At 74.3% G+C, this 12,220-nt stretch carries 12 protein-coding genes; 5 read left to right on the top strand and 7 right to left on the bottom strand.

Features of this window, described 5'->3' with window-relative positions; translation table 11 throughout:
* Positions 1–10 precede the first annotated feature (10 nt).
* From O7603_RS11385 to pseB, 6 genes are read right to left on the bottom strand one after another with little or no spacing between them, the layout of a single operon-like run.
* The gene (locus O7603_RS11385) at positions 11–1,069 is read right to left on the bottom strand and encodes a spore coat protein (RefSeq protein WP_281576669.1); all 1,059 of its coding nucleotides are present in this window, start codon (positions 1,067–1,069) and stop codon (positions 11–13) included.
* Positions 1,066–1,824 carry a glycosyltransferase family protein gene (locus O7603_RS11380; protein WP_281576668.1) on the bottom strand — a complete coding sequence of 253 codons (759 nt, stop codon included), beginning with the start codon at positions 1,822–1,824 and terminating at the stop codon, positions 1,066–1,068. Before O7603_RS11380 ends, O7603_RS11385 begins: the two co-directional genes overlap by 4 nt.
* Positions 1,825–1,862: 38 nt before the next feature.
* The gene (locus tag O7603_RS11375; RefSeq protein ID WP_281575670.1) at positions 1,863–3,677 is read right to left on the bottom strand and encodes a class I SAM-dependent methyltransferase; all 1,815 of its coding nucleotides are present in this window, start codon (positions 3,675–3,677) and stop codon (positions 1,863–1,865) included.
* Positions 3,667–4,509, bottom strand: a complete 843-nt coding sequence (locus tag O7603_RS11370; protein ID WP_281575669.1) for a hypothetical protein — start codon at positions 4,507–4,509, stop codon at positions 3,667–3,669. The genes O7603_RS11375 and O7603_RS11370 overlap by 11 nt, the downstream gene beginning before the upstream one ends.
* 10 nt (positions 4,510–4,519) lie before the next feature.
* Positions 4,520–5,671: an aminotransferase class I/II-fold pyridoxal phosphate-dependent enzyme gene (locus tag O7603_RS11365; protein ID WP_281576667.1), complete on the bottom strand. Its 1,152-nt coding sequence runs from the start codon at positions 5,669–5,671 to the stop codon at positions 4,520–4,522.
* A gap of 5 nt (positions 5,672–5,676) precedes the next feature.
* Positions 5,677–6,660 (bottom strand): UDP-N-acetylglucosamine 4,6-dehydratase (inverting), encoded by a 984-nt coding sequence (pseB, locus tag O7603_RS11360; RefSeq protein WP_281575668.1) that lies wholly within the window; start codon positions 6,658–6,660, stop codon positions 5,677–5,679.
* A 373-nt stretch (positions 6,661–7,033) separates the two neighbouring features.
* Here pseB and O7603_RS11355 point away from each other — a divergent pair, with 373 nt between their 5' ends.
* Positions 7,034–8,767: a hypothetical protein gene (locus tag O7603_RS11355; RefSeq protein WP_281575667.1), complete on the top strand. Its 1,734-nt coding sequence runs from the start codon at positions 7,034–7,036 to the stop codon at positions 8,765–8,767.
* 115 nt (positions 8,768–8,882) lie between these two features.
* Here the strand turns inward: O7603_RS11355 and O7603_RS11350 are convergent, their stop codons facing one another.
* Positions 8,883–9,392, bottom strand: a complete 510-nt coding sequence (locus O7603_RS11350) for a GNAT family N-acetyltransferase (protein WP_281575666.1) — start codon at positions 9,390–9,392, stop codon at positions 8,883–8,885.
* Between the two features lie 100 nt (positions 9,393–9,492).
* On the opposite strand from O7603_RS11350, the gene O7603_RS11345 reads away from it, so the two are divergent.
* From O7603_RS11345 to O7603_RS11330, 4 genes are read left to right on the top strand one after another with little or no spacing between them, the layout of a single operon-like run.
* On the top strand, positions 9,493–9,744 hold the full coding sequence (locus O7603_RS11345; protein WP_281575665.1) for an acyl carrier protein: 252 nt from the start codon (positions 9,493–9,495) through the stop codon (positions 9,742–9,744).
* Positions 9,741–11,009, top strand: coding sequence for an AMP-binding protein (locus O7603_RS11340; RefSeq protein ID WP_281575664.1), 1,269 nt, complete (start codon positions 9,741–9,743; stop codon positions 11,007–11,009). Before O7603_RS11345 ends, O7603_RS11340 begins: the two co-directional genes overlap by 4 nt.
* On the top strand, positions 11,002–11,757 hold the full coding sequence (locus tag O7603_RS11335; protein WP_281575663.1) for an SDR family NAD(P)-dependent oxidoreductase: 756 nt from the start codon (positions 11,002–11,004) through the stop codon (positions 11,755–11,757). Before O7603_RS11340 ends, O7603_RS11335 begins: the two co-directional genes overlap by 8 nt.
* Positions 11,741–12,199 carry a hypothetical protein gene (locus O7603_RS11330; protein ID WP_281575662.1) on the top strand — a complete coding sequence of 153 codons (459 nt, stop codon included), beginning with the start codon at positions 11,741–11,743 and terminating at the stop codon, positions 12,197–12,199. Before O7603_RS11335 ends, O7603_RS11330 begins: the two co-directional genes overlap by 17 nt.
* Positions 12,200–12,220 lie beyond the last annotated feature (21 nt).

Genomic DNA, 12,220 nt, shown 5'->3' with positions numbered 1-12,220 from the left:
CGACCGATGGTCAGCTGGTCAGGGTGGCTCCCCGGAGGGCGTCGAGCACCGCGTCGACCACCCGGGCGCGGCCGCGCCCGTCGACCGCGGCCCAGGCACGCGCCGCGAGCGTGGCGCGCCGCTCCGGCGAGGTGAGCAGCCCGTGGAGGGTCCGCCCGGCCGCCGCGCGGGCCGTCCGCCCGGCCAGCCCGCCGGCCGCCAGCTCCGGCAGTTCGCCCAGGCCCGCGACCAGACCGTGCCGGACCACCCGGTGGTACGACTCGCGCTGGTTGTCGACCACGCAGACCAGCGCCGCCGGCGCGCCGAGGCAGCACAGCTCCCAGGTGGACGTGCCCGCCGCGCTGACGACCAGGTCCGCCGCCGCGATCAACGTCGGCAGTTCGCCGGTGGGCGGGACGGGCCGTACCGTCTGCCCGCGTCCCGGCGTCACGTCCTCCAGCTCCGCCTCGATCTCCGGCCGGCCGACCACCACGGTCAGCTCCATCGGGAGGCCGGTCGAGAGCAGCACGCGGGTCAGCACCGGTGCGGCGCCCACCGCGTCGGTGCCGCCGAAGAAGGCGAGCACCCGGGGGCGGCCGACCGTCGCCGCGGGCCGGGGCTCCGGCGGCCGGGCGGCCACCACGCTGTCGCGCAGCAGGGCGTACGACGCGCCCGCCAGCAGCCGGCCGGGCAGCTCGGGGGTGTCGGCGCCGAAGTTCTGGTCCAGGTACAGGTCGGCGTCCTGGCCCCGGCTGTCCCCGTCGACGATGGCGACGGTGAGCACACCTGCGGCCCGCAGCGCGCCCGCGCCCGCCGGGTCCAGCTCGTACGAGTCGAGGACCATGACGTCCAGCTCGTGCCGTCGGGCCGCCTCGACCAGCTCCGCCGGCGTGTCCGGGCCCGGGTGCAGCGGGATGCCCCGCGCCGCGAGCTGCGCGCCGGCCCAGCCGACCCGGTCGACCGAGCCGAACACCTCGACTCGCGCGCCCCGGGCCAGGAACTCCTCGCCGAGGGCCAGCGACCGGACCAGGTGGCCGACGCCGCGCCGCGGCCCCGCGTCGCAGCGCAGCCCCACCCGTAGCGTGGTCAGGACTCCTCCAGGCGCTTCTGGCGTACGTCGGCGTTGAGCGCGCGCAGCGCGGGGTGCCCGTCGAGCCAGTCGGCGAGCTTGGCCAGCGGCACGCTCACGTCCCCGAAGTGGTCGATCACGGTCCGCACGAGGGTCCAGTCCTGCTCCGTGTCCAGGGTGAGCCGCAGCTCGGAGCGGTCCGGGGTGAGCGTCACGCCGAGCACCCGGAACAGCTCCGGGTGGGTGTACGCGTACGAGGTGACGTGCACTCGGTGGTGATCGGTGGCGAGCCGGTCCAGGGTGCGCAGCGCGTCCGCCCGGATGATCTCGACGTCGAGTCCTCGCGGCAGGGTGCGGGCGATCGACGTGCTGGCGTAGTCCAGACCGGGCACCGCCCGGTAGACCGACGCCACCAGGGTGATGATCTCCGGGTCGAGCAGCGGGCAGTCGGCGGTGAACCGCATGACCGCGTCACCGGGATGCGCGTCGAGCGCGCCGATGAACCGGGCCAGCACGTCGTCGACCGGGCCCCGGTGGCACGGCACGCCGAGCCGCTCGCACTCGGCCACCACGGCGTCGTCGACGGAGTCGGTGCTGGTGGCCACCACCAGGTCGGCGAGCACACCGCTGTCGAGGGCGGCCCGGACCACGCGGCCCAGCACGCTGCGGCCGGCGAGCGGGCGCAGCACCTTGCCCGGCAGCCGGGACGAGCCCATCCGCGCCTGCACGACACCGACGATCCGCGGTCCGCCGGCCCCCGTCTGCTCTCCGGCGATCCGGGTGGCGCCGCCGCCGGACGTCGTTGCGTCTCCGATCACTGCTGCTCCTCCTGCTTCGGAGCCAGTGCCTCACGCGCCCGACGCTTCGCCGCCCGGGCGCCTCGCTTCGCGAGCCGGGCCGGGGTGATCGCCAGGCGCCCGACGCGGTAGCTCAGCGAGCCGCTGAGCAGGTTGATCGTGGCGTCCGCGCGGCGCAGCGCCCGCTCCCGCGAGGTCAGCAGCTCCTCGGTCCACTTGAGCAGCGCGGAGAGCCGGGTCAGCTCCTCGCGCTGGCGCAGCCACGCCTCGCGCAGCTGCTGGTAGCCGCGCGGTCCGGCCGGCGGATCGGTCGGCTCGACCGCGCGCAGTTCGGTGGCGAGGGTGACCCGTCCGTCGGCGTCCAGTCCGCGCAGCGCGGCGGTCACCGCGGCCTCGGTCTCCACCGCGGCCGCCACGGTGGCCCGGTCCAGGTCGTGCCCGGCGAGGCCACCGAGCACCACGGTCAGGCCCGCGACGTCCAGGGTGGACGCCCACGGGTGGGCGTAGCCGCCGGTGAGCAGCCCGGCGGCGAACCGCCACAGGCCGCGGGCGAGCACCACGTCGGCCGAGATCGGGTCGGTTGCCCGCCAGCTCGCGTCGAGCACCGCGTAGCGGCCGGCGGAGACCACCGTGTTGTCGACACCGGCGAGGGCCACCGCGCCGGTGAGCCGGCCGTCCGGATCGGCCTGCCCGGCCAGCCACTGGGCGTACCCGCTCAGCAGCTCCCGAAGCACGTCCAGGTCCCGGCGCAGGGCGGCGTCGAGCAGCACGGTACGCAGCAGCCGCCCCTCGGGCACCGGCTGCCCGTCGAGCGCGGCCGGATCCCGGTAGGCCACCTCCCGGCTGGCGAACGGCGCGGTCGCCGCCCCGCCCCGGCCGGTGGTCCCGGTGAGCCGCCACCGCCATCCCGACGGGGCGTCGACCACCTCCACCACGTCCTCACCGGGCGGACCGGTCTGCACCAGCGCCACCGGCAGGTCGGCCGGCGGCGCCCCGGCTGCCGGGGCCCGGTGGGCCAGCACCAGCCAGCCCGGGGCCAGCGCGGCGGCCTGCCCGGCGTGCAGCGCGTCGACGGCCAGCCGCGCCGGGTCCTGGAGGACGATGGTGTCGGCGAAGCCACCGGCGCAGGCGCCGTGCAGCACCGCGTCGAGGAGCCCGGAGGTGGTGTGCCGCTCCAGGTGGTCGGTGTCGAGCAGGGCCGTCGCCGCGCCCGCCTTCGGGTACGCGGCGAAGCTCACCCCCGGAAGCAGCCCGCACTCGGCGAGCCGCTCGGCCAGCTGTGCCCGGTTGGCCGGCCGGTCGGCGTCCAGGCCGCCGGCGATGCTCCACGCCGCGTCGTCGCGCCGGGCGTACCACGGGGCCGTGTCGACCAGGCGGTGCAGCCCCATCGGGTTGTCCACCCACAGCAGCAGGCTGCCGCCGGGGCGCAGCGCGCCGGAGAGCCGGGCGAGGACGCCGCTCCAGCCCAGCCGGGCGCCCTCCACCGACTCCACCGGGTCCAGCCCGGCGGCGGCGATCACCACGTCGAACGGCTCGTCGTCGGGGAGCCCGGAGGGCCCGCCCACCACCACGCGGGCCGCCCGCGACGCCAGCGCCACGCCGTCGGGGTAGCTGCGCAGCAGGCAGGTCACCTCGGCGTGGGCCAGCCGGTCGAGCAGGGCCGGGTCGTGCGGCCCGGCCAGCAGCACCCGGGCGCCGGCCGGCACGATCCGGGTGGCGAGCGCGGCCAGCGGGCCGCCGCCGACGAGGCGCTTCTCCGGCAGGTCGGACCAGGTCAGCATCTCCCCACCCGGCAGCTCGATCCGGTCGGCGGGGACCGTCTCAGTGGTCAACTGGTTCCTCCTGGAGATTCGCCCATCCGAGCAGCTCACGCAGCTCGGCCGGCGAGCAGCGGTGGTCGGTGCCCAGCTCGGCGCGGGCGATCGCGACGGCAGTCGGCAGGTGCACCGACTCGCCGTGCAGCTCCGGCCACTGGCGGCGGATCCGGGCGGTGCCGCCGAAGGTCGGGTCCTCGTTCGCGAGCACCATCGGGTCGCCGTACACGGCCGGCTCGCAGCCCGCCGCGATCCCGTAGAAGATCGCGCTGGTGAGCCGGTTCGAGGCTACCCGACGGTGCCGGCGCAGCTCGGCGAGCTGCTTGTCGAGGAAGTACGGGTCGGTGTCCTTCCACCAGTGCCCGCGGTAGCCGTGGCAGATCACCCGGAAGCCGGCGTTCTCGTAGAGCCGGCGCACCCGGCGCATGCCGTACTCGTGCCAGTAGAGGCAGACCGTGACCGGGCCGGGCTCGGTGTCCCGGATCCGCGCGATCAGCTCCTTGTGGTCACCGCGGACGTGCTGCCCCTCCCAGCCGTGGAACGGGTACCAGATGGTGCCCTCCCGCTCCGACTCCGGCGGGTCCTCGGGCCGCATGGTCAGCAGGTACGCGAACGGCGCGCCGATGACGACGACGTTGCGCCGCCCCACCGACCAGGCCCGCCGCCGGGTCTGGTCCGACCAGAGCAGGCTCGGGGTCCCCTCGGCGTACGGGTGGCCCGGGGCCAGCCCGTCGCCGATGTTCCAGCCGTGCTGGACGTACCCGTTGATGCGCGGCGGGTGACCGTCGCCCAGCCCCGCGTAACGGGCCAGCACGTGGGCGTGGCCGTAGAAGTGGTTGGCGTGGTGCATCAGCGTCCCATCAGGCGGCGGCGGGACGCGCCGGGCGGCCCCGTAGCGCCGCGCCGAGCGCGTCGATGACCCGGTCCTGGTCGGCGTCGCTCAGTGTCGGGTAGAGCGGCAGCGACAGCTGCTGAGCATAGAACGACTCGGCCACCGGGCAGGATCCGCGCTGGTATCCCAGGTCGGCGAAGGCCGGGTGCCAGTGCACCGGGATGTAGTTCACCTGGACGCCGATGCCGGCCGCGCGCATCGCGTCGTACACCTCGCGGCGACGCCCGTCGAGGACGCGGATCGGGTAGAGGTGCCAGGCCGGCTCGGCCCATGAACGCCGGCCCGGGGTCAGCACGCCGGGCAGGTCGGCCAGCGCCTCGTCGTAGCGGGCGACCAGCTCGCTCCGTCGGGCCAGGAAGGCGTCGAGCCGGCGCAGCTGGGCGCGGCCGAGCGCGCAGAGCACGTCCGGCAGCCGGTAGTTCAGCCCGAACTCGTGCACCTCCTGGTGCCAGCCGCCCTCGTCCGGCCAGCGCTGCAGGTCACGCTCCCGCACCAGGCCGATGTTGCGGAACCGTCGGGCCCGCGCCAGCAGCTCCGGATCCGGGGCGGCGACCGCGCCGCCCTCGCCGGTGGTGAGGTGCTTGGTCGGGAAGAACGAGAACGTGGTCAGGTCGGCGAGCGAGCCGACCGGGCGGCCCCGGTAGGTGGCGCCGATGGAGTGCGCCGCGTCGGCGAGCAGCAGCGCGTCCGATCCGGCCAGAGCCGACCGTAGCGCGTCGTAGTCGGCCGGGTGCCCGGCATAGTCGACCGCCGAGACGACCTTGGTACGCGGGGTCACCGCGGCGGCAGCCGCCGCCGGGTCGAGGCAGAAGGTCTCCTCCTCGACGTCGGCGAAGACGATCTTCGCGCCGAGAAGGGCCGCGCTGCTGGCGGTGGCCACGAACGTCATCGGCGGTACGACGACCTCGTCGCCCGGGCCCACCCCGGCTGCCGCGTACGCCACGTGCAACGCGGCGGTGCCGTTGGAGACGGCGGCGACGTCGACCCCACCGGTCCACTTGGCGAGGTCCGCTTCGAAGCCGTCGACCTGCGGGCCGGTGGTGAGCCAGTCGGTGCGCAGCACCGCGGAGACGGCCTCGATGTCCTCCTCGGTGACCGTCTGACGGCCGTACGGGAGCATCGCCATCACGCGGTGAGACCGAGCATGGTCCGCAGCTGGTCGACGGTGAGCCACTCGTCGTTGGTGTCCGACTGGTACGCGAAGCCGTCCGGCACCGCCTCGCAGTCGGCCGGGGGCTGGTAGCCCCAGCCGGCGATGGTCGGCTGGACGATGTAGCGGTCAGCGGCGCGCAGCGTCCGGCGGCTGTCGTCCGGCGCGATCATCTCCTCGTGCAGCTTCTCGCCGGGCCGGATGCCGATCTCGTGCGTGGTGGCGTCCGGGGCGACCGCCTCGACCAGGTCGAGGATCCGCATGCTGGGGATCCGCGGCACGAACAGCTCGCCACCCTGCATCTGGTCGAACGAGTCCATGACGAACTGGACCGCCTGCTCCAGGGTGATCCAGAAGCGGGTCATCCGCTTGTCGGTGATCGGGAGGCTCTTGCCCTCGGCGGCCAGCCGGCGGAACAGCGGGACCACCGAGCCCCGGCTGCCGACCACGTTGCCGTAGCGGACCACGGAGAACCGGGTCGGGTGGTGCGCGGCGTAGTGGTTGGCCGAGACGAAGAGCTTGTCGCCGACCAGCTTCGTGGCGCCGTACAGGTTGATCGGGCTGGACGCCTTGTCGGTGGAGAGCGCGACGACCTTGCGGACGCCGGCCTCGATCGCCGCGTCGACCACGTTCTGCGAGCCGGTGATGTTGGTGGCGATGAACTCCGAGGGGTTGTACTCGGCCGTGTCCACCTGCTTGAGCGCCGCCGCGTGGACGACGTGGTCGACCCCGTGCATCGCCCGGGTCAGCCGGTGCCGGTCACGGATGTCGCCGATGAACCAGCGCAGCCGCGGGTCGTCGCCGAGCTGCTGGCGCAGCTCGTACTGCTTGAGCTCATCGCGGGAGAACACCACCACCCGGGCCGGATCGGCCGCGGTGAGGATGTGCCGGAGGAAGGTCCTGCCGAAGGAACCCGTTCCCCCGGTGATCAGAATGGACGATCCATTCAAGTCACTCAATTTGGTGCTCCCGTGTCGTGGATGAACCGGCGGGCCTCGGCCGGCCGACCGGTCCGAGACGCTAACCGCGGCGGGTTAACGGGCCGACGCTCGCGGGTTAACCCCGCCCCCCGCTCCCGTGAATGCCGGACACCCGGCAGGCGAACAGTTGTCCGTACCTCAGCGGCGGGCTGACCGGTGCCCGGCGGGCCGCTACAGTGGCCGCGCGTGCGCGACGCGGCCGGCCGAAACGGGGTCCGGCGCCCGCGCTCCGTCCCGTGGGCCGCCGTCGCGGTGTCGCTTTCGGGCAACCCCCAGCAGAGCAGTCCGGCTTCGCGTCGGCGTACCGGAGTTGTCCGGCGCCGGAGCGCGGCCGGGAATCCAGGAGGCGGCGATGGCATCCGGCACCGACGTGATGGAGCGGGTCCCGGCCCCGGCCCCCGCCCCGGACGGCCCACCGCGCCGTCGGTGGCTGGTGCCGCTGCTGCTGGTGGTCGGGTGGGTGCTGGGTGTGGTGTGGCGGATGTGGCTGTCCCGGCACATCGCCCTGCCGATCGCGCACACCGACGAGGACAGCTACCTCAACACGGCGCGCGCGCTGGCCGGCGGGCCGGGCGGATTCAGCAGCGAGAACAACATCCTGCGCCGGGTCGGCTACCCGATGCTGATCTCCCCGGCCTTCCTCGGTGAGCGGGACTTCACCGACAGCTACCGGCTGGTGCAGCTGATCAACGCGATGGTGAACTCGTTGATGCTGCCGCTGGCGTACCTGCTCGGCCGGCGGCTGCTGGACCTGCGCCGGCCGACGGCCCTGCTGGTCGCCGTGGTCGCCGCGACGCTGCCGGCGACCGCCTTCTACGCCGGCGTCGCCATGATCGACACCGTGATGGCCCCGCTGGTGCTGGCCTGGCTGCTCGCCGTGCACCGGTGGATCGAGCGGCCCGGCCCGCTCGCGGCCGCGACCGTCGGGCTGCTGGTCGGCGTGTTCCACCTGCTGCACTCCCGGGGCCTCGTCATCGTGCTGGTGCATGTCGGGCTCGTCGGGTTGCTGCTGATCCGTCGCCGGATCAAGGCCCGCGCGGTGCTCGCCGCGCTGCTGCCGGTGCTCGCCCTGGCCCTGGTCAACGAGGCCGGGATCCGGCTGCTCGGCGACAAGGTCTACCTGCTCGGCACGGATCCGGGCGGCAGCGCCCTGGAGGCGATCGCCTCGGGCCAGGGCGTGCTGCGCCTCGGCGCGGCGGTCGGCACCCAGATCTGGTACCTCGTCGTGATCACGTTCGGCCTGGCCGGCATCGCCTGGGTGACGGCTCTGCGCGAGGTCTGGCGGGGCGACCGCGGCCCGTCCGTGCGATGGACCATGGGCGTCGCGCTCGTCACCACCCTGGGGGTGGCCGGCGGAGCCTCGGTGATCCTCGCCGGCATCACCGAGAAGCCGCTGGACGCGATCTACGGCCGCTACGTGCAGATGCTGGCCCCGTTCTGGCTCCTGGTCGGGCTCGCCGTGGTGCTCACCGCCGGGCACCGGGTGGTCCTGCGCCGGGCGGCCATCTCGGTCGGGCTGCTCGTCCTGGGCGCGGCGGGGATCGCCGGGCGGTTGGCGTACGTCAAGAGCCAGGGCCACAGCCTGCGCTACGGCGGGTTCGGCGCACCGGACCTGATGGCGCTGACCGGCGGGTGGCGGGAGTTCCGCCCGTTCACCGGCGCGCTGATCGGGGTGGCCGGCTGCGCCCTGCTGGTCGCCGCGGCGTGGGTGCCCCGGCTGCGGATGCCCCTGCTGGTGGCCCTTGTCGTGGTGAACGTCGGCACGATGCAGGTGATCGACCAGCGGCTGGTCCGGCCGATGGTGGCCAGCACCGAACCGACCCCGCGGGTGGCCGACGTCGGCGTACGCCCCGGCGAGCGCGTGTGGGCCTCCACCGGCGTGCACTACATCCTCCGGTTCAACCTGAGCCACCAGGTGACCTGGACCGACGTGCGCTGGTTCAGCGAGCGCCCGCCGGCCCAGGCCCAGGTGGTCTTCGCCCGGTGGGCGCCCGGCCAGCCGGACGACTGGGACGGCGCCAAGTACGGCTTCGTCCGCCTCGGCGGCAACCCGCAGCAGCACTGGGCGGCCTGGCGGCGCTCCTGACCTCGGTCCGCCGCGGCGGCCCGGAGGCCGCCGCGGCAATTCCCCAGACCCTCGTTAACGCCAGGTGTCCGAGCGGTGAATGATCTGCGGACAATTGCGGAACGGCGCGCCCGGATCAACGCCGACGGCGGTTTTCGCGGTCCAGGGAAATCGGGATGACGGTGATTTCCCGGCCGTCGGTGACCTCCGTGTGCGGCGTCCCCTCGACAAATCGGAACCGCCGATTCATCTGCCGCACGACGGTGTTGTGCGCGAGCACCTCGCCGTCGAGGCGGTCGAGCGCGAGGGCGTCGAACGCGTGGTCCACCGCCTCGCGCATCACCTCCAGCCAGGCGGGCAGCGTCTCGCCCCGCGCGGCCAGGCCGTCGGCGTCCAGGTAGAAGCCCCAGGCGCCGGTCCTCGGCCCGTCCAGTCGCAGGTCGAAGAAGGTGACCACGCCGCACGGCACGCCGTCGCGGAGGTACATGAGCACCTGTCGGGTCGGGTCCACCCGCACCGCCGACCACCACCGCGCGTGCTCGGCGGCGGTGATCTCGTGACTGGTCTTGCTGACCTGCCGGTTGGTTTCCTGATTACGCCAGGACAACATCAGGTGAACGTCGTCCCCGGTGGCTTCGCGCAGCACGGCCTCTCGCTTTCGCGGTCCTTGTGAAATCGCCGGGAGCACCCTACCCGCCGCCCCCGGTAAATGTGACGGTCATTCGGTGGCCTGTAGACTCCGGCGCATGAACGAATTGAGTCGCGCGCAGATCCGCGACCTGATGGCGCAGGTGCTCAAGAACCAGGGCAAGGCGCTTCCGGACGACGACGCGGCGGACCTGCGGGAGATCGGCTTCCGGTCGCTCGACTTCTCCGAGCTGGCTCTGCGGGTGGAGGACGAGACGGGCGAGGAGCTGAACTTCGACGCCCCGGGCCTGCGCCGGATCGCCACCGTCGGCGACGTTCTCGACTTCCTGGTGGAGCTCCAGAAGCAGTGACCGCCGCGACCTCCCACCCCTCGGCCGCCCCGCACCCGGAGCCCGCCGGCGCGGACAACCGGATCGTCGTCGGCGGCGCGACGTTGACCTGGCAGGCGTTGCCGGAGCTGGCGCTGCCCGACCCGGTCGCGGTGCTCGCGCACTCCGCCCGGGACGCCCTCGCCGCCGCCCGGCACCACGCGGTGCACGGCACCGAGCTGCTGCTCAGCAGCGACAGCCGGGTCGACGCGGCACTACGGGCCGAGCTGCGCGACGCCGGCTTCGCGCTGGCCGACCTCGCCGGCGGCGGCCCGCGCAGCGAGCCGCCGGCCCAGCCCCGGGCCGCCGAGCCCGGCCGGCTCTGGCTGCTCACCTCCGGCTCGACCGGCCGCCCCAAGCGGGTCGGCCACACCCTGGACTCGCTGACCACCGTCCGCGGAGAGCAGCCCGATCGCACCTGGCTCTGCCCGTACGCCCCGGGGACGTACGCGTGGTGGCAGGTGGTCACGCTCTCGCTGACCCAGCCCGGGCAGCACCTGGTGGTCGTCGAGCCGGACCAGCTCGACGACTGGCCCGCGCTGGCCGCCGCGCACGGCGTGGACGCCGCCTCCGGCACGCCGACCTTCTGGCGCCGCACGATCTACCGCGACGCCGCCGCGCTGGCGCGGGTACCGCTGCGCCAGATCACGCTGGGCGGCGAGCCGGTCGACCAGGCGATCCTCGACCAGCTGCGGGAGTTGTTCCCGGCGGCCCGGATCTCCTGGATCTACGCCTCCTCGGAGGTCGGCGCCTCGATCGTCGTGCACGACGGCCGGGCCGGCTTCCCGGTGGGCTGGCTCGACCGGGCGGCTCCCGGCCGGCCGACGCTCAGCGTGCGGGACGAGGAGCTCGTGATCACCTCGCCGTACCACGGCGCGGGCCTGGACGGTCCGGTCCGCACCGGCGACCGCGTCCAGGTGGTCGACGACCGGGTGCTGATCACCGGCCGGCTCGACACCGACGAGATCAACGTCGGCGGGAGCAAGGTCTCCGCCGGCCTGGTCCGGGACGTGCTCACCGCGCATCCCGGCGTCGCCTGGGCGCGGGTGACCGGCCGGCGGGCCCCGATGCTGGGCCGGATGGTGGTCGCCGAGGTCGTTTCGCACCCCGGCGCCGACACCGAGCCGCCGGACGAGGCGGCGCTGGTCCGCTGGTGCGCCGACCGGCTGCCCGAGCACGCGGTGCCCCGCCGGATCCGCGTGCTGACCGAGATTCCCGTCAAGGAGACCCTGAAGAGCGATGTCTGACCGCCCCGAATCCCCGTTCGTCCCCCCCAGCTCCGTCGTCCTCGTCTCCGGCGGTTCCCGCGGCCTGGGGCTGGCCATCGTCACCGACCTGCTCGACCAGGGAGTCCGGGTGGCGGCCTTCGCCCGGACCGTCACCCCGGAGTTGGCGAAGCTGGCCGCCGAGAACCCCGACCGGATGCACGTCGGCTCGGTCGACGTCACCGACCTGCCGGCCGCGCAGTCCTTCGTCCGCGAGGTGGAGGAGCGGCTCGGACCGATCGACGGCATCGTCAACAACGCGGCCGTCGGGCAGGACTCGCTGCACGTGCACACTGCCGCCGGCGACATCGCCCGGATCATCGAGACCAACCTGACCGCGCCGTTGCAGCTCACCCGACTGGTCATCCGGCGCATGCTGGCCAAGGGGCTGCGCGGCCGGATCGTCAACATCACCTCGATCTGCGCCCAGCGCGGCTTCCCCGGACTGGTGGCGTACTCCGCGACCAAGGGCGGCATGGACGCGGCGACCCGGTCGCTCGCCCGCGAGCTGGGCGGCCGGATTCTGGTCAACGCGGTCGCGCCCGGGTTCTTCGCCTCGGAGATGTCCGCGGTCCTCGGCCAGACCCAGCTCGACCAGATCGTGCGCCGCACCCCGACCGGGCACCTGACCGAGCCGGAGGAGGTCGTCCCGGTGGTCCGGATGCTGCTGCGCGAGCAGACCAACATCAATGGCCAGGCCATCGTGGTGGACGGTGCCGCCTCCGTCTGAGGCGGGCGAGCGCGCCCGGCACCGGCCACCGGCCGGTGCCGGGCCGCGCCCGGTGCCGGCGCTGGTCGCCGCGGCCGAGCGGTACCTGCGGGTGGGACCCGCCGCCGACCTGGCGACCGCGGTCACCCGCAGCCACCTGGACGACGGCCGCTGCGTCGGTTGGTACGGCCCGCCGACCGCGGGCTGGCGGGTCGCGATCGACGCCGAGCGCGCGGACGCGCCGGTGCCGATGGCGCTGGCCCGGCGCTTCGGCGCGGTGGACTTCTGGGACCGGTGGACCCGGGCCGAGTGCTTCTGCAAGCTGGCCGACGTGCCGGTCGCGGCCTGGTGGCGCCGCCACGGACTGGGCACACCGGCGGGGAGCGTCGTGCTCTGGCGGACCCTGCGCCTGGCCGACCTGGTGGTCACCGTCGCCTTCGCGCCGCACCCACCTGGGCGTTGACCCGCCGGTCTCCCCCCGCCT

The sequence above is a fragment of the Micromonospora sp. WMMD812 genome (assembly GCF_027497215.1).
Taxonomy (GTDB): domain Bacteria; phylum Actinomycetota; class Actinomycetes; order Mycobacteriales; family Micromonosporaceae; genus Micromonospora.
This window is presented reverse-complemented; position numbering and strand designations above follow the sequence as displayed.